This is a genomic window from Pseudomonas sp. Root71, assembly GCF_001429045.1.
In the GTDB taxonomy this organism is placed as follows: Bacteria; Pseudomonadota; Gammaproteobacteria; order Pseudomonadales; family Pseudomonadaceae; genus Aquipseudomonas; species Aquipseudomonas monachiensis.
Map to the genome: position 1 here is coordinate 13389 of NZ_LMHY01000012.1, position 23080 is coordinate 36468.

General features: G+C 60.8%; 24 protein-coding genes. 11 read left to right on the forward strand and 13 right to left on the reverse strand.

From position 1 onward, the window contains the following. Window positions 1–17 precede the first annotated feature (17 nt). The gene (locus ASD95_RS10065; RefSeq protein ID WP_056721327.1) at window positions 18–1247 is read left to right on the forward strand and encodes a hypothetical protein; all 1230 of its coding nucleotides are present in this window, start codon (window positions 18–20) and stop codon (window positions 1245–1247) included. Between the two features lie 142 nt (window positions 1248–1389). Here the strand turns inward: ASD95_RS10065 and ASD95_RS10070 are convergent, their stop codons facing one another. The 4 genes from ASD95_RS10070 to ASD95_RS10085 form a co-directional block, all read right to left on the reverse strand. After that, entirely contained in the window at window positions 1390–1767 is a 378-nt protein-coding gene (locus ASD95_RS10070) for a YgaP family membrane protein (protein ID WP_056721330.1), read from the reverse strand. A gap of 79 nt (window positions 1768–1846) precedes the next feature. Then, on the reverse strand, window positions 1847–2317 hold the full coding sequence (locus tag ASD95_RS10075) for an RNA methyltransferase (RefSeq protein WP_007993783.1): 471 nt from the start codon (window positions 2315–2317) through the stop codon (window positions 1847–1849). A gap of 197 nt (window positions 2318–2514) precedes the next feature. Then, the gene (locus ASD95_RS10080; protein ID WP_007898702.1) at window positions 2515–2886 is read right to left on the reverse strand and encodes a YajD family HNH nuclease; all 372 of its coding nucleotides are present in this window, start codon (window positions 2884–2886) and stop codon (window positions 2515–2517) included. A gap of 50 nt (window positions 2887–2936) precedes the next feature. Then, a complete protein-coding gene (locus ASD95_RS10085) occupies window positions 2937–3623 on the reverse strand; it encodes a spermidine synthase (protein ID WP_056721332.1) in 687 nt (228 codons plus the stop codon). Between the two features lie 95 nt (window positions 3624–3718). Here ASD95_RS10085 and ASD95_RS10090 point away from each other — a divergent pair, with 95 nt between their 5' ends. Further along, window positions 3719–4009, forward strand: a complete 291-nt coding sequence (locus tag ASD95_RS10090; protein ID WP_056721335.1) for a hypothetical protein — start codon at window positions 3719–3721, stop codon at window positions 4007–4009. Here ASD95_RS10090 and ASD95_RS10095 read toward each other — a convergent pair. Both ASD95_RS10095 and ASD95_RS10100 read right to left on the reverse strand, forming a co-directional pair. Continuing rightward, window positions 4006–4479 (reverse strand): cyclic nucleotide-binding domain-containing protein, encoded by a 474-nt coding sequence (locus tag ASD95_RS10095; protein ID WP_056721336.1) that lies wholly within the window; start codon window positions 4477–4479, stop codon window positions 4006–4008. The genes ASD95_RS10090 and ASD95_RS10095 overlap by 4 nt on opposite strands. A gap of 118 nt (window positions 4480–4597) precedes the next feature. Further along, entirely contained in the window at window positions 4598–6652 is a 2055-nt protein-coding gene (locus tag ASD95_RS10100) for a S9 family peptidase (protein ID WP_056721338.1), read from the reverse strand. A gap of 125 nt (window positions 6653–6777) precedes the next feature. Between ASD95_RS10100 and ASD95_RS10105 the strand changes: the two genes are divergently transcribed. From ASD95_RS10105 to ASD95_RS10115, 3 genes are read left to right on the forward strand one after another with little or no spacing between them, the layout of a single operon-like run. After that, complete coding sequence (locus ASD95_RS10105; protein ID WP_056721340.1) at window positions 6778–7275, forward strand: hypothetical protein; 498 nt, start codon at window positions 6778–6780, stop codon at window positions 7273–7275. 32 nt (window positions 7276–7307) lie between these two features. After that, on the forward strand, window positions 7308–8084 hold the full coding sequence (locus ASD95_RS10110; protein ID WP_056721341.1) for a class II glutamine amidotransferase: 777 nt from the start codon (window positions 7308–7310) through the stop codon (window positions 8082–8084). An 11-nt stretch (window positions 8085–8095) separates the two neighbouring features. Further along, window positions 8096–8638, forward strand: a complete 543-nt coding sequence (locus ASD95_RS10115; protein WP_056721343.1) for a DUF2937 family protein — start codon at window positions 8096–8098, stop codon at window positions 8636–8638. Window positions 8639–8682: 44 nt separating this feature from the next. Here ASD95_RS10115 and ASD95_RS10120 read toward each other — a convergent pair whose 3' ends face one another. From ASD95_RS10120 to ASD95_RS10135, 4 genes are all read right to left on the reverse strand, one after another. Then, the gene (locus ASD95_RS10120; protein ID WP_056721345.1) at window positions 8683–10794 is read right to left on the reverse strand and encodes a TonB-dependent receptor; all 2112 of its coding nucleotides are present in this window, start codon (window positions 10792–10794) and stop codon (window positions 8683–8685) included. A gap of 14 nt (window positions 10795–10808) precedes the next feature. Then, window positions 10809–12020 (reverse strand): MFS transporter, encoded by a 1212-nt coding sequence (locus tag ASD95_RS10125; protein ID WP_056721347.1) that lies wholly within the window; start codon window positions 12018–12020, stop codon window positions 10809–10811. After that, the gene (locus tag ASD95_RS10130; RefSeq protein ID WP_056721349.1) at window positions 12010–13932 is read right to left on the reverse strand and encodes an IucA/IucC family protein; all 1923 of its coding nucleotides are present in this window, start codon (window positions 13930–13932) and stop codon (window positions 12010–12012) included. The genes ASD95_RS10125 and ASD95_RS10130 overlap by 11 nt, the downstream gene beginning before the upstream one ends. Window positions 13933–14045: 113 nt before the next feature. Beyond that, the gene (locus tag ASD95_RS10135; protein WP_056721351.1) at window positions 14046–14975 is read right to left on the reverse strand and encodes a LysR family transcriptional regulator; all 930 of its coding nucleotides are present in this window, start codon (window positions 14973–14975) and stop codon (window positions 14046–14048) included. Between the two features lie 146 nt (window positions 14976–15121). Here ASD95_RS10135 and ASD95_RS10140 point away from each other — a divergent pair, with 146 nt between their 5' ends. From ASD95_RS10140 to ASD95_RS10155, 4 genes are all read left to right on the forward strand, one after another. Beyond that, entirely contained in the window at window positions 15122–16408 is a 1287-nt protein-coding gene (locus tag ASD95_RS10140) for an MFS transporter (RefSeq protein ID WP_056721353.1), read from the forward strand. A 73-nt stretch (window positions 16409–16481) separates the two neighbouring features. Next, window positions 16482–17234 (forward strand): 5-oxoprolinase subunit PxpA, encoded by a 753-nt coding sequence (locus tag ASD95_RS10145; protein WP_056721355.1) that lies wholly within the window; start codon window positions 16482–16484, stop codon window positions 17232–17234. Beyond that, a complete protein-coding gene (locus tag ASD95_RS10150; protein WP_056721357.1) occupies window positions 17231–17935 on the forward strand; it encodes a 5-oxoprolinase subunit B family protein in 705 nt (234 codons plus the stop codon). Before ASD95_RS10145 ends, ASD95_RS10150 begins: the two co-directional genes overlap by 4 nt. Next, window positions 17932–18858, forward strand: coding sequence for a biotin-dependent carboxyltransferase family protein (locus ASD95_RS10155; protein ID WP_056721359.1), 927 nt, complete (start codon window positions 17932–17934; stop codon window positions 18856–18858). The genes ASD95_RS10150 and ASD95_RS10155 overlap by 4 nt, the downstream gene beginning before the upstream one ends. Before the next feature lie 117 nt (window positions 18859–18975). On the opposite strand, the gene ASD95_RS10160 is transcribed toward ASD95_RS10155, so the two are convergent. Beyond that, a complete protein-coding gene (locus tag ASD95_RS10160) occupies window positions 18976–20154 on the reverse strand; it encodes a vWA domain-containing protein (protein WP_056721361.1) in 1179 nt (392 codons plus the stop codon). 12 nt (window positions 20155–20166) lie between these two features. Next, window positions 20167–21012: an AAA family ATPase gene (locus ASD95_RS10165; protein ID WP_007911294.1), complete on the reverse strand. Its 846-nt coding sequence runs from the start codon at window positions 21010–21012 to the stop codon at window positions 20167–20169. 205 nt (window positions 21013–21217) lie between these two features. Here ASD95_RS10165 and ASD95_RS10170 point away from each other — a divergent pair, with 205 nt between their 5' ends. Together ASD95_RS10170 and ASD95_RS10175 are read left to right on the forward strand one after the other, a co-directional pair. Next, entirely contained in the window at window positions 21218–21448 is a 231-nt protein-coding gene (locus ASD95_RS10170; protein ID WP_056721363.1) for a DUF4160 domain-containing protein, read from the forward strand. After that, window positions 21436–21936 carry a DUF2442 domain-containing protein gene (locus tag ASD95_RS10175; protein ID WP_056721365.1) on the forward strand — a complete coding sequence of 167 codons (501 nt, stop codon included), beginning with the start codon at window positions 21436–21438 and terminating at the stop codon, window positions 21934–21936. Before ASD95_RS10170 ends, ASD95_RS10175 begins: the two co-directional genes overlap by 13 nt. Here the strand turns inward: ASD95_RS10175 and ASD95_RS10180 are convergent. Then, window positions 21933–23009, reverse strand: a complete 1077-nt coding sequence (locus ASD95_RS10180) for a DUF748 domain-containing protein (protein WP_056721367.1) — start codon at window positions 23007–23009, stop codon at window positions 21933–21935. The genes ASD95_RS10175 and ASD95_RS10180 overlap by 4 nt on opposite strands. Window positions 23010–23080 lie beyond the last annotated feature (71 nt).

The following is a 23080-nucleotide window of genomic DNA, read 5'->3' on the forward strand; positions in this document are numbered from 1 at the left end:
TTCACGAAGGAGTGTGTATGGCTGTGGGATGGCGGCAGGCGTGGGTCGTTGGATTACTGGCCGTGAATTCGCCCGTATGGGCTGCGAACAAGGTCAATCTGGATTACCACGTGCACCTGCTGCCCCAGAGCGATCAGGCCGAAGTGCGCCTGACGCTCGCCCAGGGCACGGCGGTACGCAGCCTGGATTTCAACCTCGGCGATGGCAGCCACTACAGCGATTTCAAGGCTGACGGCCAATGGCAGATGACCCCCGGCAAAGCGGCGCGCGGTGTGTGGCATCCGGCTGCCGACAAGGCCAGCCTGACCTACCGCGTGAACATCAGCCACGGGCGCAAGAACGGCAGCTTTGACACGCGCATGACGCCAAACTGGGCGTTGATGCGCGGCGACGATCTGGTGCCGGCTGCCAGACTCGATCAACAGGACGGCATCGAACTGGTTGCACGCCTGGAGTTCGAGCTGCCCGGTGGCTGGAAAAGCATTGAAACTGCGTGGCCACGAATCGGCCCGAATAAATTCCGTATCGACAACCCCTCCCGACTGTTCGACCGGCCCACGGGCTGGATGCTCGCTGGCCAGCTCGGCAGCCGCCGTACCCGTCTGGGCGAGACCGAGGTCACCGTCGCCTCGCCGCTGGGGCAGGGCATGCGCCGTATGGATGTGCTGACGCTGCTGACCTTCGTCTGGCCGCAAGTGCAGGCGCTGTATCCGCGACACCCGGGCAAACTGCTGATCGTCGGGGCCAATGACCCAATGTGGCGCGGCAGCCAGTCGGCGCACGAGTCGATCTACCTCAACAGCCGTCTGCCATTGGTCAGCGAAAGCGGCACCAGTGCCCTGGTCCGCGAATTGGCCCAGATGTTCGGGCGGATCAAAGGCACCCAGCGCAGTGACTGGATCAGCGAAGGCTTTGCCGAGTATTACGCCATCGAACTGATGCGCCGGGCCGGCGGCATGAGCGATGAGCGCTACGAGAGCCTGCACGGCAAACTGGTCGGGAGCAGCCAGAAAGTCACCACGCTGCGTGGAGATCAGATCACTACTGTTCAGGTGACCAGGGCGGTGGTGTTGCTGCAGGAGCTGGATCGTGAGATTCGCCTGAAAACCCACAACAAGCGGTCGCTGGATGATGTGCTGCGCGGGGCGATGCGGCAGGGGGTTATCGATACCCAGGCGTTTGTTCAGCTCAGCGAGAGCGTGATCGGTGGTTCTTCAAAGGTACTGAATACCGAGTTGATTCAGTGAGTCCGTCATCGCGAGCAAGCTCGCTCCCACAGTGATTGGAGGTGAACACAAATGTTGTGAACGCCACATAATCCTGGGGGAGCGAGCTTGCTCCGGGCGGCGTTCCGACGATAGGGCCATCAGCCCGGCCGGACAAGCCTGATCAAACCCCGGCTTTGGGCGACTTCAACGAATCATTGCCGGTAACGGTGGCGGTTTTGGTCGCCGCCTCGGCATTGGCCTTCAACTGGCTCAGTTCTTCCCCCGCCCGCTGGATTTTCGCCCGCACGTTGTTCATGTCCTGGCGGCCCTTTTCCAGCAGGCTTTTCGCCGAGCTGTGGCCGGTAATGCCACGGGCCAGGGCCACGCCGCCGATGGCTACCTGGATCAGGCCGAAGATCCCGCCACGTCGCAGCCCCTTGCCCACCATCACCACGCCACCGGCCAGGGAACCGATGCGCTCCCAGCCCTGCACATTCTGCTCGGAAGGGCTCTGGAACGGGGTGGATTCGATACGCTCGACGCGTTTGAGTTCGCTCATGGTCTGTCTCCAGGCTTCAGGGATCGATAGTCAAGCTGACAGCCGGGGCGGGCAGCTCGTTCAATCGGATGTGCGGCGATTAGCGGAATTTTGGCCCGGAGCGGGTATTGAGCCCCTTGGACATGCGGTCGTAGAGCACGACGTTGACCGTGGCGGCCAGGTTCATGCAACCGGTGGTCGGAATGTAGACCACGTCTTCGCACCAGTCGCGAATCTCTTTATCCAGCGATCCGTCTTCCGGGCCGAAGATGTAGAGCGCGCGATCCGGGTGGGTATATTCCGGCAACGGGCGGGCGCCTTCGACCAGTTCCACGGCGACGGGCACACAGTTGAGGGGCAGGATTTTCTTCAGGTCGTCGATGCCGATCAGCGGGATGTCGTAGTGCACGCGCTTGGTATCGGTGACGAAGTCGGCCGCGCGCTCATAGCGCTTGCCGGTGTAGAACACCGACGCCACGCCATAACAGCCAGCGGCGCGCATCACCGAACCGACGTTCTCCGGTGATTTGGGGTTATACAAACCAATGCAGCTGTACCGTTTGTCTGCCACGAGCGGGGTGCCTTTGGGGAAAAAGCGCGATTATACGGGGATTGGGGCGGGGGTGTTCGGTTTGAGATTGGTGGCGAGTGGACGTCCGTCTTCGCGAGCAAGCCCGCTCCCACAGTTGACCGAGGTGTCCGGACGGACGCGATTCAATGTGGGAGCGGGCTTGCTCGCGAGGAGGCCAGTTCAGGTACCGAAGAACTTCAGTCTTCTTTCTTCATCAACCCCGCCAACGCCGCAAACGGGTTGTGCGTGGCCTTCGCGATTTTCGGCGTGCTCAGCGAGCCTTCGTCGAAATACTGCTGGTCGGTATAACGCGAGTGCTCGTTATCGTGGCAGTACAGGCACAACAGCTCCCAGTTCGAGCCGTCCTGCGGGTTGTTGTCGTGGTTGTGGTCGCGGTGGTGCACGGTCAGTTCGCTCAGGCGCTTGCCGGAGAATTCACGGGCGCAACGGCCACAGACGTGCGGGTACATCTTCAGGGCCTTGTCGCGGTAGCCCATTTCCTTGTCGCGCTGGTTGTCGGCGAGGATGCGATCCAGCTTCGAAGTGTTGGTCGGGGTGGACGAACTCATGGGTTCACCTTTGTAGAAAGACTAATGACGGTTATAGGGTGAAGTTTAGCCTAGCCCTTGAGCTTCTCGGCAATCCAGATGGTGTGGCGGGTGCCCTTGTTGCCGTGGGCGAAGACCTGTACTTCCTCGGCCTTGAAACCCGCTTTTTTCAGTTTGTCGGAAAATTGCCGGTCAGCGCTGGCCGACCACACGGCCAGCACGCCTTTTGGTCTCAGGGCCTTGGCGCAGGCGCTCAGGCCGCCGGCGGAGTACAGCCAGCTGTTGGCTTTCTGGGTCAGGCCTTCGGGGCCGTTGTCGACATCGAGCATAATGGCATCGAAGCCTTGGGGCTCGGCCTGCAGGACTTTGGCCACGTCCTCCATGCGAATAACGGTCCGCGGGTCTTGAAGCGGGTTTCCGGCTTTCTCGCCGAGTGGCCCGCGATTCCATTCCACGACGCCAGGCACTAATTCAGCGACCACCACTTCGGCGGTCTTGCCTAGATGCTTGAGCGCCGAAGCGAGGGTGAAGCCCATGCCCAGGCCGCCGATGAGCACTCGTGAATCTGGTCGGCCGGCGACTTTGCGGCACGGGATCTCGGCCAAGGCATCTTCGGAGCCGTGCATGCGCGTGTTCATCAATTGTCCGCCGTCGCCGCCCTGGATCTTGATGACAAAATCCTCGCCGTATTCGAACAGGCACAGGGCGCCGCCGTTTTCAGGGATGGGGGTGGTGTCCAGCAGAACGAAACGTTTCATGGGGCTCACTTGAAGAAAATTGGCAGAACTCGGGAGGGCAAACAGACGCAGTTGGGAGTAGCCTGTTCATGACGACAAGGCCAACGGAGCCATTGATGAAGCGCACCATTCTAACGGTCATTGCCCTGGCCGCGCTCTCGATAACTGCAGTGCAGGCTCAACAGCTGCAATCGATTCCCGTCAGCCCCGCGCCGATGCCCGGTTCGCCCGGTACCGCGACGCCTACACCGTACCCGCAGATCACCCCGGCGCCTTTGCCTAGAGTCGGCCCCGGCAGTAGCGGTCCGCCGTTGGTGCCGATCGAGATGCCGAGCCCGCCGATCAAGGACCAGCCCGTGCCGGGCCTGGAGACCAATCCGCCGAAAGCCAAGTCACCGGGTGGCTAGACCTGCTGCGAAAGCAGTTGGCCGTCGGCCATGCGCAAGCGTTTGGAGAGGGACACGGCGAGGGCGCGGATGATTTTGGCGGCGATTTTCGGTGCGTCGTTGAGCATCTTTTCCAGCGAGTCCTTACCCAGGTTGAGCAACTGGCAGTTGCTCGCGGCCACGCAACTGGCCGAGCGCCGTTCGCCATCCAGCACGGCCATTTCACCGAATGAGCGGCCGCTGCGTAACGTGGCGATGGTGACTCGCTGCCCGTCAGCGTTGGTTTTTTGCACCGCCACCTGACCGGTGTGGATGATGCACATGAAACTGCCGGCATCACCCTCCTGGAAAATCTCCTCGCCCTGGGCAATGGTGCTGATACTGAAATAGCCCGAAGCCGCGGCGAAGTCCGCCGGCAGCAGTTGATTGAACAGGCCGCAATCCATCAGCCAGTCGCGAATTTCGTTGTTCAGAAAGGTTGGTTCAGACATGTCGTCACGGTCTTTTTTGTAGTGTCTGTTGTTCCGGGGTTGAGCCGTTCTTATGGAGATATGCAGTGTATCGGCCTGTCTTGTGCGGAATTAAGACCGGTTCGTCGGCCCAAGTTCCTCAGGCAATGCCTAGAACCTTGAACAAAAATGCATATTCGAGTGCTACGTCACGCAATCCCTGGTATCGACCGCTCATCCCGCCATGCCCGGCACCCAGTTTAGTCTTGAGCAGCAGGGGATTGCTGTCGGTCTTGGTTGCGCGCAATTTCGCCACCCACTTGGCCGCTTCCCAGTACTGCACGCGGCTGTCGTTGTAGCCAGCGATCACCAGGGTCGCCGGATAAGCTTGCGCGGTGACGTTTTCGTACGGGGCGTAGGCCTTGATCCGATCATGGACGTCCGGTTCTTCAGGGTTGCCCCACTCGTCGTACTCCGTCACGGTCAAGGGCAGGTCAGGATCGAGCATGGTGTTGAGTACGTCGACGAACGGCACTTCGGCGATGGCGGCGCCAAACAGCTGCGGCCGTTGGTTGAGCACCGCGCCGATCAGCAAGCCACCGGCGCTGCCTCCACTGATCGCCAACTGCGCTGCAGTGGTGAAGCCTTGGGCGATCAGGTGTTCGGCGCAGGCGATAAAGTCGCTGAAGGTGTTGTGCTTGTGCTCCTGCTTGCCGGCGCGATACCAGGCTTCCCCCAGTTCGCCGCCGCCACGTACGTGGGCAATGGCAAACGCCATGCCGCGATCCAACAGGCTCAGGCGCGCATGGGAAAACCATGGGTCGAGGCTTTCGCCGTAAGCACCATAACCGTAGAGGTACAGCGGCACGGGTTTGCCCAGGTCTGCGCGTTTGATCACCAGGCTGATGGGCACTTGCGTGCCGTCTGGCGCGGTGGCCCACAGGCGCTGGCTGATGTAGGCGTCGGCATCGAACGGGCCGAGCACCGGGGTTTGCTTGAGGACTTTCTGCTCGCCGGTCGCCAGTTCAAGCTGACGGATTTGCGCCGGACGGTTCAACGCTTCGTAGCGCAGGCGAATACGGTCGCTTTCGAACTCCAGGCTGTTTTGCACATGCAGGCTGTAGGCCGCATCCGGCAGTTGCACGCGATATGGCGCCCGGCCTTGTGGGTGAACTTCAATGACCGGCAAGCCGCCAACCCGCAGGCTCAGGGTCATGGCCCCGGTGTTCAGGCTGATCCCGTCGATCATCACCGTGTCGCTGTGGGGGATCAGGTTCTGCCAGTCGGCTTCGGTGGGCGCGGCTCCGGTATCGGCGGCGGTGTACAAGGCGAAATTGATGCCGTCACGGTTGCTGCGAATGAACCAGGTCCATTGGCCGTCTTGTACGCCGTGGTCGACGTCGTACTCATGATCCTCGACCCGTGGCGCGATGCAGGTAAAAGCGTGCTGCGGCTGGTTGGCGTCGAGGACCCAGGCTTCGCTGGTGGTCTTGCTGCCCACGGACAGCAGCAATTGCTGCTCGGAGCTTGAACGATAGCAATGCATGAAGAAGCGCCCGTCCGGCTCATGGAACACTTCTTCGGCCGCCGTGCCGTCCAGGCGATAGCGATACAGCTTGTGCGGACGATGGGTGTCGTCCAGCTCGCCGAAGAACAGCGTCAGGCTGTCGTTGGCCCAGGTCATGCTGCCGTCGCAGTCCTGGAATTCCAGTTCACTGACACGACCATCGGACAATTCCTTCACGAACAGCGTGTAAATCTCATCGCCCGTGGAGTCGATGCTGTAGGCCAGGCGCTGATGGTCCGGGCTGATGCTGAACGCACCCAGGGAAAAGAAGCCGCCCTTGGCCAGTTCGTTGGGGTCCAGCAGCAGTTGTTCGCGGCTTTCGTCGAGGGTCAGGCTGTCATCGGCCGGGCGCGGGCAGCGGTAGTGCCGGGCGTACTCATCGCCCGCCGTGGTGCGGGTGTAGTAAAGATACGGTCCCCACGGCGAGGGCAGGGACAGATCGGTCTCGAGAATCCGCCCCTTGATTTCCTCGAAAAGGGTTTCGCGCAATCCGGCCTGGTCGGCGGTTTGCGCCTCCTGATAGCTGTTTTCGGCTTTCAGATAGTCGAGTACTGCCTCGGTGTCGCGCTCTTGCAGCCAGGCATACGGATCGGAGCCTTCAGCCTTGCGGGCAATCGGAGCGTCGTGAATGGTGGCGGATAGGGGCATGAAGGGCTCTCGAACAGTGTACGGAATAGGGGCTTGGCAACCTGGATAGCACCCGACAGTCAGGCATTGATGCAGCCTGACGGGCGAAAAGCCGTTATCATAAGCGCCTCTTTGCCTGCCTTGCCATGGACACCATGACCGAGAACGACTATCTGATCGCTTGGGGCCTCTACGCCTTCGCCGCTTTGGGCTGCCTGTTGGTGTGGATGCGCTTGACCCGCTGGATGTGGCGTTGGCTGCGCGAGCCGCTGCGGCTGGCGATGGCCGTGCTGCTGTTCAGCCCGACCATCATCGACCCGGTGAAGGACAAAGTCGCACCGGCTGTCGCCATTACCGCACTCGACCTGCTGTTCAAGGTCGGCAACAACGCCTGGCGGGCGATTTCCGATCTGTTCATGTACAGCATGATCGCGTTCGGCCTCTATCTGGTGCTGGTGGCGATCCGTTTCCCTATCGAACGCGCCTCCAACGCCCGCAAGGAACGTGAGGCCGCCACCAAAGCCGCCGCCCGTGCCGATGAGCCCGAGGACGATCAACCGTTTGGCGGTGCCGGCGATGATCGTTACGGTCGTCCGCCTGTGCCGAGCAGCCCTCAGCGGATGCGAGTCGAACCCCGTCTGTAACCTTGCCCCTGCGATTGAGCGAGAGTCCGAGCATGTGTGAGTTATTGGGCATGAGCGCCAATGTCCCGACCGATATCGTGTTCAGCTTCACCGGGCTGATGCAGCGCGGCGGGCGTACCGGCCCGCACCGCGATGGCTGGGGCATCGCCTTCTATGAAGGCCGTGGGCTGCGGCTGTTCCAGGACCCGGCTGCGAGCAGCGAGTCGGAAGTTGCGAACCTGGTGCAGCGCTATCCGATCAAGAGCGAAGTGGTGATCGGGCACATCCGCCAGGCCAATGTCGGCAAGGTCTGCCTGTCCAACACGCATCCGTTCGTTCGTGAGCTGTGGGGGCGCAATTGGTGTTTCGCCCATAACGGCCAGTTGGCGGACTTCCAGCCAGTGGCCAGTTTCTATCGCCCGGTCGGCGATACCGACAGCGAAGCGGCTTTCTGTGATTTGCTCAACCGTGTGCGTGCGGCGTTTCCCGAGCCGGTCGAGGTCGAAGCCTTGCTGCCTGACTTGGTGGCCGCTTGCGCCGAGTACCGCAGCAAAGGCGTGTTCAACTGCCTGCTCAGCGACGGCGACTGGCTGTTCTGCTATTGCTCGACCAAGCTGGCACAAATCACCCGTCGCGCACCGTTTGGCCCGGCGCGCTTGAAAGATGTCGACGTGATCGTCGATTTTCAGGCCGAAACCACGCCAAACGATGTGGTGACCGTCATCGCCACCGAACCCCTGACCGAAAACGAAACCTGGACCCGTTACGAACCGGGTCAATGGAGCCTGTGGCGACGCGGCGAATGCGTCAGCCAGGGCCAGACCGAATAAGGACTCCTTGCATGTTGCTCAGTTATCTACGGCTGGTGTTGTTCGCGGCGGGCCTGTTGATCGGTGTCCAGGTGCCGGGCTTCATCAGCGATTATGCCAAACGGGTCGAGGCGCACCTGATCGAGGCGCAGACCAGCCTGAGCGGCTTCCAGAACACCGCCAATCAGTTCTTCAAGGGGGACATGCAAGCCTTGGTGGCCCACTACCGCGCGAGCGAAGACCCGATATTTCGCAGTGACGCCGACAGCCTGAGCAACCTGCTGACTCGTCAACTGGCGCTGGACAAGCAATTCCAGGCGATGCAGGGCCCGTGGTACATCCGCTTCCTGCAGGTGATGCTGGCTGCCGATCCGGATATCCGCAAGGAAACCTGGAATGGCTACAGCTACCAGATCCTGTTGACGCCCGAAGCGATGGTCTGGGGTATGAGCGGCGCGTTGCTGCTGTCGTTCGGGATCGAGTGCCTGTTCCGGCTGATTGACTGGGTGGTGTTGGGCGGTAAGCGTCTGCGCCAGAGCCGGCCGATCGAAGAGCGGGATTTGCGCGGCTTGTAACACCCTTGAGCGTCAAGGAGCCGGCAAGCCGGCTCCTTGTTTGATTACCAATCTATCGAATAGGTCATGCTCAAGGTACGCCCTTCGGCGTTGGGGTAGGGCGCTCTGGCGTTGGCCTGGGCGAACAGGTTGACGTATGTGCGGTCGGTCAGGTTGTACACCCCGCCTTCCAGGCGACCGACCGGCAAGTCCACGGAGCCGAGCAGGTCCACCAGCGTATAGCCTTCGATGTCGCGCCCGTTGTTGTCCTTGGCGGCGGCGTCGTAACTGGCCAGGTGCATGCCTTGCAGACGCAGGGAGTAGTCGTCTTCGGTGTAGCCGACGAACAGCGTGGTCTTGGCCGGAGAAATGCGTGTCGCCGGCAGATCGATCCATTTGCCGTTCTGCTGGGTTTCGCCTTTGGCCCAGGCATAGGTGCCACCCACCGACCAGTGATCGGTAGCGCGGTAGGTCAGGCTGTTTTCGATGCCGCGAACCCGCTCCTTCTGGTTGATCAGACGCAAGACACGTTCATTGGCATCGTAGAACTGAGTCACGTCCGAGGTGTTTTCATAGACGGTGACGTCGGCCTGCCACTGGTCCCAGTCACCGCGCCAACCCAGCTCGTAGCTATCGACCTTGATGGCCTGGGCGTTGAGGCTCTGGATGTCGAAGGTGCTGTTCACGTCACGCAAGAAGCGCTGGATGTCCGGCAGCGAAAACCCCTGGCTGTAATTGGCGAAGACGTCCTGATGTTCACTCAGGTGATAGACCGCGCCCAGGTTATAGAGCGTGGCATCGTATTTGAGGGTGTCACCGGGCAGGATGGCGCGTACGCCGGTCTGGACGATCTGACCGTAGGCGATGCTGTCGGAGACATCGCTTTCGATCCATTCGCGGCGCACGCCGCCACGCAAGGTCCAGTCTCCGATGTCCCAGGACATCTGCCCGAACAGCGCCTTGGTGGTGGTTTCGATATCCGGGCCCAACTCGTAAGTGGTGCCGGTCTTGGTGTAGGTCAGCCCATTGAGGGTGTATTGGTCACCGCGCTGGCGGGACCGTTCGTGATCATAGTCGGCGCCCCAGACCAGGTTGCCCGTGGCGCTGCCGATGGCCGGCAACGGCGTGTCGATGGCTGCACGCAGGCCGTACACATCCTGCACGCTGTTGTTGTCGGAGATCCCGGCCTTGCCCCGCGACAGGTCCGGAAAGAACAGCGCGTCGGCCCGGCGCCAGTAGCTTTCCACTTGCAGGCCCTGGCCGTAGAAGTCGTTGTCGGTGTAGTTGAGGTTGGCCGCCTGGTTATGGGTGTAGGGCTGGTCGTCGAGTTTCAGTCCTTTGACCGCCACGGCCTCTTGCCGGTTGTTCGGGTCTTTTGTGTAGCCGGTGTCCTGCTGGTCCTTGTAGTCCTGCAGCGACAGGCTGAGTTTTTTGTCGGCATCCAGTTCGTAACCGAAACGACCTTGCAGGTCATAGGTGTCGGTGTCCATGTTGCTGCCCTGGGACGTGTCCTGAGGGATGCGATTGCCGTTGCCGTCGTACTGATCGTTGCGCTGGGTCAGGTCGGCGGACACATACCAGTCCAGGGCATCCTTGCGCCCGGTCGCACTCTGAAAGGCCTCGTAGGCGAAACCCTTGCTGTTGAGGTTGTTGCCGGTGGTCAGGCCCAGTTTACTGCTGTAGGCGAGGTCCTGACCCTGATTGCGCTTGGTGATGATGTTGATGATACCGCCGGAAGCACCGGCGCCATAAATGCTGCTGGCGCCGGAAACCACCTCGATACGTTCGATACTGGCCGGTGCGATGCTGTTGAGCTGGCGGAAGTTGTCACGCGTGGCGTTCTGCGACACGCCGTCGATCAACACCAGCATGTTGCGCCCGCGCAGGGTCTGGCCGAAGTTGCTCATCCCGCCGCTGGACGGCGCCAGGCCGGGAACCAGTTGCCCCAGGATGTCGGAGACCCGACGCCCGGCGCCACTCTGTTGGCGGATCTGTTGTTCGTCGATCACCTGGACCGAGCCTGGAATCGAGGCAATGGTCGCTTCACTGCGCGTCGCGGAAACGACGGTGGCCTGCATGTTTAAGGTGCCGGGTTGCTGGTCGGTGTCTTCGGCCCAGGCCTGGGCGCCGACGGAGCCGAGCAACGGAATCAACAGGGAAAGTTTGGTTCGGGTCATGAGGTGGTCTTTTTTTAGTCGTGATAAGTGTGGGCAGATACGATTGCGGGGGCAGGTGTGGAGCTGAAAGAGCGCACCCAGCGGATCCCGATGGCGGCCAGTGCGTAGGTCAACGCTACCAACCAGAAACTGTGGGCCAGCCCGACCAGCCCCATGCCGATCCCGCCGAGGACGGCACCGAGCAGAGCGCCAGCCTTGGCCGCGCTGTTGCCCAGGCCGAGGGCAAAACCCTGCTGGCTTGAAGACACGGTGTTGGCGATCAGCGCATAGGCGACGGGGAGCAGTGCGCCTTGCCAGATGCCCCAGACCAACCGGCTGACGAGAAAACCCAGCCATTCGCTGGCCAGTGCCGTGGCCGCGAGCGTCAGGGCGCAGAGCCAGGCAACGCCTTCGATGACGCGCAAGGTGTAAGCCGGCTGCCAGCGGTCGAACAGACGCCCCCACAGCGGTGCGGAGATGGCCAGGGTCGCGGCGCTCGCCGCGTAAGTAGCGCCAATCAGCCAGCCCGGCGCGCGCAGAATGTCGGCGACGTACAGCGCGTAGAAGGGTTGCGGCATCATCTTCGCGGTTTGAATCAACACGATCACCAACAGGATTCCACTGAGCCAGCCTTTAGGCAGGGCCACAGGGGCAACCGGTTTCTTCGTCGAGGCACGCGCCTTGTCGGCCGGCAGGAAAAAGCTCCCCAGTGCACACACCAGGCAAATCGCCGACGCGCCATAACAGAGCAGGGCAAACCCCGAGATGTCCATCAGCCAGCCACCCAGTACCGGGCCGATCAGCGAGCCGACGGCGGTTGCCGACTGCAGGCGGGCCAGGGTGTGACCGCGCCGGGAGCTGTCGCAACAGGTCAGGGCATAGGCTTGCGCGGCGGCGAGAAAACCGGCCAATGCGCCTTGCATCACGCGAATGCCCACCAGCAGCCACGGGTCGAGGGTAATCGCCGCCAGCCCCTGGCACAGCGCAAGTGCCAGCAACGCCCGAACGATCATCGGCTTGTGTCCGGTGCGATCACCCAACCGTCCCCACGCTGGCGTCAGCAGCATGGCCGCCAGCATCGGGCCGGCATACACCAGCGCCGATAGCAGTGCGGTGTAGCCGGCGCCCTCTGGTCCAAGCAGATGCTGGATCTGCAAGGGCCAGAACGGGCCGCTCATTTCCATGGCGCCCATGGAGACAAACTGGATGACGATCAGCAGTCGTAATGCACGACCATCAGCGAGCATTGGCGTTGGTTCGCAGCGGATTACTCAGGCGTCCGACGATGTCGGCGTGGCTGTCGTGCAAGCGCATGCGCATGAACGATTTGGCCGGCCAATCCTGTTCCAGCAGGGCGTGACGCTCGCTTTCCCAGCGCGCCGGTTCGACGTGCTCGCGCACGTTCTCGAAGCACTGTTCAACGTGCATGGCCAAGCGATCCCAAAGGCTGTTTTCCGGCACATTCCAGTGGCGGGCGCAGAGCAACGTCAACTCACCGAGGTGGCACATGAACGTGGTGTGCAGGAGCTTGTCGCGGACAAAACCGGCGTCGTCGAACAGGGTCATTTTCGGATCGTGCAGCTGGATATCCAGACCCTTGGCGTGCAGGGTTTTGCGATCAATGCGAATGTCGCCGAAGTCTCGCAGCAGCAGCCGATTCAACTGCCCGTCAGCACCCATCACCATGAAGCTGTTTTGCTGGTGCGCTTCGAACGCCACGCCATACATCAGGTAGATGCCCAGCAGGCTCGGGACGGCAATCGACAGGTAATCATCGAAGAACGCCAGCATGGTCTCGCTGTCGTCACGGCCCTGAGCCAGTTGCACCCAGTCACGCAGCAACGGTTGTTCGAATTCGTTGACGGCGAACAGGCTGCCGACCGGCACGGCCAGTTCGCCTTCTTGCAGCAGGGTCAGCGGGTTGTCGCGGTACAACACGGCGGCATGCCGGGACCGTTCGTCATTGGCCGGTTGTGGCGCGTAATGAACGCCGATGCGCTCCGGCACGATGTTCAACAGGCGTTGAATCTGCGGTTCATGATCGAGAATCTGCAATATCAGTTGGCTGATGCGCGGTCCCATCCGGGCCGAGCGCGGCGATACGGTGCGCTGTACGCTGGTCAGTCGCAAGGCCACCGGCAGTTTGACCATCGGCGCAACGCGGCTGGCCTCAGGTACGACCGTGCGGAAGGACATGGTCGGGTGGCCGGTGAAGGCAACGATGTCGGTGACGATCAGCAGGTTGTCGGCGATCTCGCCGGCAAACGAATTGGACAGTTCTTGATTGACTTGCCATGGGTGCGACGGCAGCGGGAGATAGTCCGCTGCCTCCAGGCCCCGTTGCTGCAAATGGTGCTGCAATTGTTCAGCGGCCTGCGGGAAGTGGCCCTGCCACCAGTCCCAGTAATCGGCGGTGCCGGCCAGTGACTCGACGTGTGCGTACTGACGGTGCAGGGCGCACAGCAGAATCGGAAAACTCGCTTCGAATTCCGGCGAGAACGCGATGACCTGTGCAGCGCTCAAGCCCAGTTTGGTCTTGTAGTTCGGATGCCAGGGGTGGCCGAGCGTGCCCCACTGTTCGAGCAATGACGTCGGGTTCTGATGGTCGGGGCTGGCTTTGAGCCAAGCGAGTAAGTTGTCGTCGTGCTCGGTGTCGATCTGCTCTCTCAGGCGCTCGGTCCATCCATGGTGGAACGCCAGGCACAGGGTGTCGTTGCTGTAGCTATCGTCCAGTTCGCGGGCCAGACGTTCCAGTACCTGCGGGGAGGCGGGCGGGTTGAGCTGAGTGCCGAGGTGAGCGAGCAGTTCGCTGGGCAACTGGATTTTGTGGGGCAGGCTGTCGGGGGTGTGCAGGACGATGCTGCCGCGAACGTCCCAACTGTTCATTCTTCCGCTCGACAGGTGATCGAAGCAAAGCCGCGCACCGTCGCCAAGCGGCAACCAGCAACGGCTGTTGTCGTCGTATTCGCAGGCGTCAGGGTTGATCAGGCCTTCGCGAAACAGCGCCTGGATCAGGCGTTGGAAGCTGCGCTGCGCGGCGGGCTCCAGGGCATTGCTCAAATGGTCGAGGGTGATGCGTTGGGACTGGAAGGCCGGAGTGCCGAGAGCTTCGCTCCAGTTTGAGAGCAATTGCTGCTGTTTTTGCGTGTAAGCGCGCATCGAGTCCGACTCCTTCTGGACAGTGATTTAGCTAAGTGCGCGCAGAGAATACATTTTCAAAATATTAATGCAAATGATAGCAATTACTACTTATGACATTAGGGGTCGCCTTTTCAGGGGCTGGCCAGGGGTTTGCTCAAGACCATGTAGCGCTCTCCCACCTTTCGCGCATATTCCTCCAGCACTTGCTGACACAACGTCACAATCTCCTCGACCCATTCCACGCCCACTCGCCACGACACCACCACCTGCAGGTCGGGTGGTCGCTGATCGATGTCCAGCAGGGTCAGTTCACCCCGTGCCAGCTCTTCGGCCACCAGCACCGGAGGCAACGCGCCGATGCCAAAGCCGTCGCGCAGCAGCCGGGTAATCGCCGACACCGAGTTCACACAATTCAGCCGTGGCGCCGTCACGCCATTGGCCTGCATCAGGGCGAGCACTTGCTGATGCGGGTGAGAGTTTTTCGAGTAGGTAATGATCCGCTCTTTCGCCAGATCGGCGACGCCTGAATACTCACGGTTGTACAGGGAGTTGCTGGCGGCAATCCAGCCCATCGGGTGGCTCGCCAGTTCCAGGCTGCGCACGCTTTCCTGGCGCAGCAGGTCGGTTTGCAGGATCACATCGAGGAAGCCTTTTTGCAGCTGATCGCAGAGGTTGAGCGAGGTATCGGCCACCAGTTCGATTTCCACCAGTGGGTAGTGATCGGTCATCTGCGCCACCAGCGGGCTGAGCCAGGTGTGGATCACTGTGTCCATCACGCCGATGCGCACCCGTCCGGCCTTGCTCGAGCGGGTCTCGATCGACTGCTTGAGTGCCTGCATGGTGTCCATCATCTGCTCGGCGTAATCGAGCACCTTGAGGCCTTCGGGCGTCAGGCTTACGCCGCGTGAATCCCGCAGAAACAGCTTTACCCCGAGCTCGCCTTCAAGCACTGCGATGCGGCTGGAAATCGAGGCCTGGGTGGTGAAGAGCTTGTCGGCGGTCAGGCGAAAACTCTTGAGTCGGGCGACCCAGACGAAGGTCTCGAGAAACTTCAGGTTCATGGGATAAAGATTTCTTATGTCTAAGGCGGGTTTTTATTAGTTGGACGCAGCAGGGGCACGCGTCCAAAAATCGGCGCATCCGGTTCCCACGATAGGCGTCGTCGGGGCTCAGAACAATACCAATAAAATCAGCGCGGAGATTTGCCATGAGTGCGCCCGACACCCCCTTCATTCCGAAAGCCTCGGCCCGCCCGGGACCTTTCGACTGGTATCGCAACATCAATCAGCAGGAACGCCGCACCTTCTGGAGCTGCAAGATCGGCTATGGCCTGGACGGCATGGACACCCAGATGCTCAGCTTCGTGGTGCCGACCCTGATTGCCATGTGGGGCATCACCACCGGCCAGGCCGGGCTGATTCACACCAGCACGCTGATCGCTTCGGCCATCGGTGGCTGGGTGGCGGGGATTCTGTCCGACCGCATCGGTCGTGTGCGCACCTTGCAACTGACCGTGCTGTGGTTTGCCTTCTTCACCTTCCTCTGCGGCTTTGCCCAGAGCTATGAGCAACTGCTGATTGCCCGCACGTTGATGGGATTCGGTTTCGGCGGCGAGTGGACGGCCGGAGCGGTGCTGATCGGCGAAGTGATTCGTGCCCAGGACCGTGGCAAGGCGGTGGGCATGGTGCAGTCCGGCTGGGCGCTGGGTTGGGGGCTGACCGCGATTCTATATGCGCTACTGTTCTCGGTATTGCCACCGGAAGACGCCTGGCGCGCGCTGTTCATCCTTGGCATCGTGCCGGCGATTTTCGTGATCTTCGTTCGCCGACTGGTGAAAGACCCGGAAATCTACCGTGAGGCCAAGGCTAAACAGGAGCCGAGCAATCCGTCGAAGTTCTACGAGATCTTCGCCCCCGGCATGCTGTTCACCACGATTCGCGCTTCGTTGCTGACCACCGGCGCGCTGGGTGGCTACTACGCGATCACGTCCTGGTTGCCGACTTTCCTGAAAAACGAGCGCGGTTTGAGCGTACTCGGCACAGGCGGTTATCTGGCAATGGTGATCGTCGGGTCCTACGTCGGTTATGTCATCAGCGCCTATTTGACCGACATCCTCGGACGCAAAAAGAACTTCATCCTGTTCGCCGTGGGCTCGTTCACCATTGTCTTGCTGTACACCCAACTGCCGGTCAGCAATGGCGTGATGCTGTGGCTGGGCTTTCCGCTGGGCTTCTTCGCCTCGGGGATTTTCAGCGGCATGGGCGCATTCCTGACCGAGTTGTTCCCTACACGCATTCGCGGTTCGGGCCAGGGTTTCTGCTACAACATCGGCCGGGCGCTGGCGGCGTTGTTTCCGCTGCTGATCGGCCTGCTCAGCCAGACCGTGCCACTGAGTGTAGGCATCGGTGCCTTTGCGGCGGTTTCCTACGGGGTGGTGATCCTCGCGGCCCTGAGCCTGCCGGAAACCCGTGGCAAGCAACTCGACGCCCAGTAACTGATAACCTGCGGGGCTGTCTTATAGATATGTCCCACAGCTGAAAAGAATAAAGCCTACAGGAGTGTTCAGTGTGAGCCGCCTGCTATTGAACTGCGACATCGGCGAGAGTTTCGGCAGCTGGACCATGGGTCTGGACGCGGAAATCATGCCCTTCATCGATTGCGCCAACATCGCCTGCGGTTTTCACGCCGGCGACCCGAGCATCATGCGCAAGACTGTCAGCCTGGCCCTCGGCCACGGTGTGCAAGTTGGTGCGCATCCGGCCTATCAGGACCTGGTGGGGTTCGGCCGTCGCTCCATGGCCTATGCCACCCAGGAACTTCAAGACATCCTGCATTACCAGATCGGCGCCCTCGACGGTATCTGCCGGGCCCAGGGCGGGCGGGTCAGCTATGTCAAACCCCATGGCGCGATGTACAACGACATGATGGCCAACCCGACACTGCTGCGCGCTGTGCTGCAAGCGGTAGCGTCCTATGACCGCAACCTGCCGTTGATGTTGATGGCCACCCGCGACAACAGCGCCGCCCAACAACTGGGCGATGAATACGGCGTGACCCTGTGGTTCGAGGCCTTTGCCGACCGTGCTTATGACAGCGCCGGCAGGCTGGTGTCACGACAACTGCCGGGAGCGGTGCATCACGACCCGGAAACAATCATCGGGCAGGCACTGACCATCGCCCGTGGCGATCCGCTCACCGCCAGTGACGGCAGTGCCCTGCATTTGCAGGCCAATACCCTGTGCGTGCACGGCGACAACGCCAGTTCGGTCGCTGCCGTGCAACGTATCCGTGAAGCCTTGAACCGGCAGAGCGCGTCATGAAGCTGCGGGTAGAGGTTGTGGCGCTGGATTGCCTGATGGTGCGCCTGTTCGATGAAATTGCCGAAACCAACATGCCGTGGATGCTGGCGGCCAGTGAAAGTCTGCGCGCGGCATTCGCCGGGCATCTGATCGATCTGGTGCCGTCCTACACCACCTTGATGGTGCATTACGACTTGAACGCACTGAGTCCCGCCCAGGCCCGCGAGTTGATTGCCCTGGCACTGATCGATCTGTCGCCCAATGCGCGTACGCGCGGTACCTGCCATGTGTTGCCGGTGTGGTACGACTTGAGTGTCGGGCCGGAGCTGAGCCTGTTGTCGCAACGCAGCGGATTGGCGGTGGAGGAGGTGATCCGTCGTCACTGCGAGCGTGAGTACCAGGTGTTTGCCCTGGGCTTTGCGCCGGGCTTCGCCTTCATGGGGTTGGTGGAGGAGGTGCTCGCCGCGCCGCGTCTGAACACGCCACGCAAGAAAGTCGCCGCCGGCAGTGTCGGCATCGCCGAACGACAAACGGCGGCCTACCCGGTGGTGTCGCCGGGGGGCTGGAATTTGATCGGCCGCACGCCGACCAAATTGTTCGATCGCAACCGTGACGGCTACAGCTTGATGCAACCCGGTGACACCGTAAGGTTCGAAGCGGTCGGCCATGCCGAATTCATTAACCTGGGCGGTGACGATACGCCGCTGGAGGCCCAGGCATGAGCCGTCTGATGATTGAAGCGAGTACGGCGCTGTGCCTGTTGCAGGATGCCGGCCGATTCGGCGTGCGGCATCTGGGCGTGACCCAGGGCGGAGCGGCCGATTGGCGTTCGATGTCTTGGGCCAACTGGCTGTTGGGCAACGGACTGGATGCGTCGGTGATCGAAATCACCCTCGGCGGGTTCACCGTCGTTGCCGAGGATGATTGCGTACTGGCGCTGGCCGGAGCGGATTTGGGTGCGCAGGTGGATGGCGAGGCGCTGGCGCCTTGGCGCAGTTTCAGGTTGCACAAAGGTCAGCGTTTGCAATTCACCCGGCCGCTACTCGGTGCCCGGGCCTATCTGGCGGCGCCGGGTGGGTTTGATGCACCGAAAGTGCTGGGCAGCAGCGCGACGGTGGTGCGTGAGGAACTCGGCGGCCTGGACGGAATGGGCCATGCGCTGGGTAAAGGCGCGTCCTTGAGCTACTCGGGGAACTCGCTGGTATTGCTCCGGGAGTTGCCGGGCCAATGGGTGCCGGATTTCACCGGTGAGCCATTGCTGGATCTGGTGCTCGGTGCGCAGATTGGCGAGTTTGGCGGGCAGAGCCTGTTCGATGCGTTCAACAGCGTGTGGAGCATCGACAGCCGAGCCGACCGGATGGGCATTCGCCTGTTGGGCACGGCGCTGCAGTACCAGGGCCAACCGATGATTTCCGAAGGTATTCCGTTGGGGGCAGTCCAGGTGCCGCCCGACGGGCAGCCGATTGTGTTGCTCAACGATCGACAGACCATTGGCGGTTATCCGCGATTGGGAGCGTTGACGCCGTTGGCGCTGGCGAGGCTGGCGCAGTGTTTGCCGGGGGCGAAGGTGCGGTTGCGGCCGGTGGTGCAGGAAATGGCGCATCGCGAACAGGTCGAGTACTTGCAGCGTTTCACTCACCGCTAAAAGCTTCGTCGGATCGCCGCCCGGAGCAAGCCCGCTCCCACATTTTATCTGTGTCGTGCACAAAACCAATGTGGGAGCGGGCTTGCTCGCGAAGAGGCCTTCACAGGCGACGAATTTCTACTTGGACAAAAACCGCATCCCTTCCTCCAACCCCCGAAGGGTCAGCGGATACATCTGGTCCTCGATCAAATCCCGCACGATATTGGTCGACGAGGTATAGCCCCAGGTGTCCTTCGGATACGGGTTGATCCAGATGAGCTTCTTGTACTTCTCCTTGAACCGCTGCATCCACACGTAACCGGCTTCTTCGTTCCAGTGCTCGACGCTGCCGCCCGCCTGGGTGATTTCATAGGGCGCCATGGCGGCGTCACCGATAAAGATCACTTTGTAGTCGGCACCGTACTTGTGCAGCAGGTCCATGGTCGACGTGCGCTCGGAGGTGCGGCGCATGTTGTTCTTCCACACCGATTCATAAATGAAGTTGTGGAAGTAGAAGTACTCCAGATGCTTGAACTCGGTCTTGCAGGCCGAGAACAGCTCCTCGCAAATCTTCACATGGGCGTCCATCGAGCCGCCGATGTCGAACAGCAGCAATAGCTTGACGGTATTGCGCCGCTCCGGTCGCATCTGGATGTTCAGCAGGCCGGCATCCTTGGCGGTGTGGTCGATGGTGCCATCGATATCGAGTTCTTCCGCCGCGCCCTGACGGGCGAATTTGCGCAAGCGACGCAGCGCGACCTTGATGTTGCGCGTACCCAGCTCAACCGAGTCGTCGAGGTTCTTGTATTCGCGCTGGTCCCAGACCTTGGCCGCCTTGCCCTGGCGTTTGCCGGCATCACCGACCCGAATGCCTTCCGGGTTGAAACCGCCGGAGCCGAACGGGCTGGTGCCACCGGTGCCAATCCACTTGTTGCCACCGGCGTGGCGTTCCTTCTGTTCTTCGAGGCGTTTCTTGAACTCTTCGATCAGCTTGTCCAGGCCACCGAGGGACTGGATTGCCGCCCGCTCTTCGTCGGTCAGCGAACGCTCGAATTCCTTGCGCAGCCAGTCTTCCGGGATCAGTGCCTGCAGGTGGTCGTCGAGCTTTTCCAGGCCATTGAAGTAGGCGCCGAAGGCCCGGTCGAACTTGTCGAAATGCCGTTCGTCCTTCACCAGGATCGCCCGGGACAGGTAATAGAACTCGTCCATGTCGGCGAAGGTCACGCGCTGTTTCAGCGCGTTGATCAGGTCCAGCAGCTCGCGCACCGAGACCGGCACCTTGGCTGCGCGCATTTCATTGAACAGGTTGAGCAGCATGGCATCAGCCTCTTAGCGGGTGCCGCGACGGCTCATGAACGCCAGACGCTCCAGCAGTTGCACGTCCTGTTCGTTCTTGACCAGCGCACCGGCCAGCGGCGGGATAGCCTTGGTCGGATCGCGCTCGCGCAGCACCGCTTCGCCGATGTTGTCGGCCATCAGCAGCTTGAGCCAGTCCACGAGCTCGGAGGTCGAAGGTTTCTTCTTCAGGCCCGGCACCTTGCGCACGTCGAAGAACACGTCCAGCGCTTCGCTGACCAGGTCTTTCTTGATGTCCGGGTAGTGCACATCGACGATCTTTTGCAGGGTGGTGCGGTCGGGGAAAGCGATGTAGTGGAAGAAGCAGCGGCGCAGGAAGGCGTCGGGCAGCTCTTTTTCGTTGTTGGAGGTAATGATGATGATCGGACGTTTCTTGGCCTTGATGGTTTCGTCGATCTCGTAAACGTAGAACTCCATCTTGTCGAGTTCTTGCAGCAAGTCGTTGGGGAACTCGATGTCGGCCTTGTCGATTTCGTCGATCAGCAGGATCACCCGCTCTTCGGATTCGAAGGCTTCCCAGAGCTTGCCCTTTTTCAGGTAGTTGCGTACGTCGTGGACTTTTTCGTTGCCCAGTTGCGAGTCGCGCAGGCGGCTGACCGCGTCGTACTCGTACAGGCCCTGGTGGGCCTTGGTGGTGGACTTGATATGCCAGGTGATCAGCTTGGCGCCAAAGGATTCGGCCAGTTGCTCGGCGAGCATGGTCTTGCCGGTGCCCGGTTCGCCCTTGACCAGCAATGGCCGCTCCAGGGTGATGGCGGCGTTGACCGCCAGCTTCAGGTCATCGGTGGCGACGTAGGCCTGGGTGCCTTCGAACTTCATCTGCTAATCCTCGAACGGTAACGCCGACCTGAACGAGGCAGGGCGGGGGCGCAATAAAATGGTCAGCCCCGACTATAACGCGCAGCCCGGTCGACTGTGAACGCAGACGGCTTATTCAGTCTCTGAATGGGGCGTCACATCTTGACTCAGTCTCGGTTACTGGCCAGCATAGAGATATCGCCATTTTGGCGATAGCATGCCGGGCATGTCTACAAAATACCGATTTCGAGATACATACCGCATTCAGTTGCGCGAAAAGGATCATCCACCGCCACACGTTCATCTGACGGGTGGCGGGCTGGACGTCATGTTGAGCCTGGAAACTGTCGAAGTGATGGTGGGCAAGGCGCCGCCGCTGATTCTCAGGGAAGCTCTGGAGTGGGTCAGAGCTCACCAGACTCAATTGCTGGAGGATTGGAAACGATGCTACCCATGAAACGACCACGGCTATCGGCAGTGCAAGCGTTGTCGGATTATCGTCTGGCGCTGACATTTATCGATGGCCAGCAGCTGCTGCTCGATTTGAGCCGCGACCTGCATGCCTATCCAGGCCTGCAACCTTTACAGGGCGTTGCTTTTGAGTATGTAGCGTTGGGTGACGATGGCTGGAGTGTCGAATGGCCTGAACTTGATATCCAGATTGGTGCAGATACTCTCTACTTGGATGCCTTGGCGCAAAATGCAGCCGACGAGAACACCCGAATCTTTATCGATTGGCGTGCTCGCACCGGGTTGCCGCTAAATCAAGCGGCTGAAGCGCTGGGGGTCAGTACCCGTAGCATCACCCGATACAGCAGTGGTCGCGAAGCGGTGCCGCGATCGTTGGCCTTGGCCTGCCTGGGGTGGGACTTCCTGCAACAGCAAACGAATTCATCCCGTGCGGCAGAAGACACCGGCCGGTACATCGTCACGCGCAAAAGTTAGCCAGCATCCGGTTGGGGTCGCTCATACCGCGCATTGAATGCCTGGATGAAACCATTGCGTAAAATCTGTAAAAAAGCCTGGAATGCGCTGACATCTTTCTGATGCACGTTGCCCTTGAGTTCAACCCGTGTCGCAAACTGGTTTTTGCCCTGGTTTTTCAGGACGGTCTCGGTACCGCCGACGAGGGCCTCCCAAATCGAGCGGAACAGTCCTTTGTCCTTGTTTTGTACATCCTGCTGCCAGTTGAACACATCAACATCGCGCAGCAGTGGCTTTATATAGCCGGTCAGTCGCCCCTTGCTGGCCGAGGCTTCGATCACCACGTCGCCATGGCCGGCATTGAAGTCGAACTTGCCGTAGGCCGCGGCGAAGTCGTTCAAACGCTTGAGTTCGATATCCGTGGTGCGCAAGCGAAACTCGAAGTCTTCGAAGTCGCTCAAGGGATCGAAAGTGGCCGTGGTTTCCAGTGGCGCGTGCCCCAGCAGCAGGGCTTTACCTTTGAAGCGCGCATCACGCTTGCCTTTGGTGTCGACCACGTTGGTCAGGTTGTAGATGTTGGCATCCACTTTTGTGGCATTCATGTTTACGGGTGGTTTGGAGTTGAAGTTGCGAAAACTGATCTTGCCATCGTTGATCTGCACTTCGTTCAGGGTAATGGGCAGTAGCTTGCCTAGTTGCGCGCGCCAGTCGGTACCCTCGCCGGTCTGGGAGTTTTTCTTGTTGGCCCCGCCGTCGACGAAGTTGATCTCGGGATTGATGAACTGCACTTCGGCCACTACCGCCCGGTCGTACCACAGCGAATGCCAACTGACCGAGAGGTCGATCAACGGCGCGTTGACGAAAGGCACCGGAACCTTGCCATCGATCTTGACGATTTTCAGTCCGTTGATTTTGTAGGCCCCGCGCCACAGGGCCAGGTCCACGTCGGTGATCTGGCCACGGTAGTCGCCCATGTTCGCCAGCCGCTCATTGAGGTAGTCGCGCACCAGATAGGGCAAGGCGATGTGGAGCGTTATCAGCAACACAACGAGGCCGATGAGGGTTAGCAGGGGCCAACTGTATCGACGTTTCATGGCGGCAAATCTCTGGCGATCTAAAGCCATTGACTGCACTGATAAGCGGACGTTCGACCTGACTGGACGCC

Bases quoted from the DNA above. Each gene is read 5' to 3' on its own strand.
- ASD95_RS10065 (WP_056721327.1), top strand. From the start codon at position 18: ATGGCTGTGGGATGGCGGCAGGCGTGGGTCGTTGGATTACTGGCCGTG.
- ASD95_RS10070 (WP_056721330.1), bottom strand. From the start codon at position 1,767: ATGAGCGAACTCAAACGCGTCGAGCGTATCGAATCCACCCCGTTCCAG.
- ASD95_RS10080 (WP_007898702.1), bottom strand. From the start codon at position 2,886: ATGAGTTCGTCCACCCCGACCAACACTTCGAAGCTGGATCGCATCCTC.
- ASD95_RS10085 (WP_056721332.1), bottom strand. From the start codon at position 3,623: ATGAAACGTTTCGTTCTGCTGGACACCACCCCCATCCCTGAAAACGGC.
- ASD95_RS10090 (WP_056721335.1), top strand. From the start codon at position 3,719: ATGAAGCGCACCATTCTAACGGTCATTGCCCTGGCCGCGCTCTCGATA.
- ASD95_RS10095 (WP_056721336.1), bottom strand. From the start codon at position 4,479: ATGTCTGAACCAACCTTTCTGAACAACGAAATTCGCGACTGGCTGATG.
- ASD95_RS10100 (WP_056721338.1), bottom strand. From the start codon at position 6,652: ATGCCCCTATCCGCCACCATTCACGACGCTCCGATTGCCCGCAAGGCT.
- ASD95_RS10105 (WP_056721340.1), top strand. From the start codon at position 6,778: ATGGACACCATGACCGAGAACGACTATCTGATCGCTTGGGGCCTCTAC.
- ASD95_RS10110 (WP_056721341.1), top strand. From the start codon at position 7,308: ATGTGTGAGTTATTGGGCATGAGCGCCAATGTCCCGACCGATATCGTG.
- ASD95_RS10115 (WP_056721343.1), top strand. From the start codon at position 8,096: ATGTTGCTCAGTTATCTACGGCTGGTGTTGTTCGCGGCGGGCCTGTTG.
- ASD95_RS10120 (WP_056721345.1), bottom strand. From the start codon at position 10,794: ATGACCCGAACCAAACTTTCCCTGTTGATTCCGTTGCTCGGCTCCGTC.
- ASD95_RS10125 (WP_056721347.1), bottom strand. From the start codon at position 12,020: ATGCTCGCTGATGGTCGTGCATTACGACTGCTGATCGTCATCCAGTTT.
- ASD95_RS10130 (WP_056721349.1), bottom strand. From the start codon at position 13,932: ATGCGCGCTTACACGCAAAAACAGCAGCAATTGCTCTCAAACTGGAGC.
- ASD95_RS10135 (WP_056721351.1), bottom strand. From the start codon at position 14,975: ATGAACCTGAAGTTTCTCGAGACCTTCGTCTGGGTCGCCCGACTCAAG.
- ASD95_RS10140 (WP_056721353.1), top strand. From the start codon at position 15,122: ATGAGTGCGCCCGACACCCCCTTCATTCCGAAAGCCTCGGCCCGCCCG.
- ASD95_RS10150 (WP_056721357.1), top strand. From the start codon at position 17,231: ATGAAGCTGCGGGTAGAGGTTGTGGCGCTGGATTGCCTGATGGTGCGC.
- ASD95_RS10155 (WP_056721359.1), top strand. From the start codon at position 17,932: ATGAGCCGTCTGATGATTGAAGCGAGTACGGCGCTGTGCCTGTTGCAG.
- ASD95_RS10160 (WP_056721361.1), bottom strand. From the start codon at position 20,154: ATGCTGCTCAACCTGTTCAATGAAATGCGCGCAGCCAAGGTGCCGGTC.
- ASD95_RS10165 (WP_007911294.1), bottom strand. From the start codon at position 21,012: ATGAAGTTCGAAGGCACCCAGGCCTACGTCGCCACCGATGACCTGAAG.
- ASD95_RS10170 (WP_056721363.1), top strand. From the start codon at position 21,218: ATGTCTACAAAATACCGATTTCGAGATACATACCGCATTCAGTTGCGC.
- ASD95_RS10175 (WP_056721365.1), top strand. From the start codon at position 21,436: ATGCTACCCATGAAACGACCACGGCTATCGGCAGTGCAAGCGTTGTCG.
- ASD95_RS10180 (WP_056721367.1), bottom strand. From the start codon at position 23,009: ATGAAACGTCGATACAGTTGGCCCCTGCTAACCCTCATCGGCCTCGTT.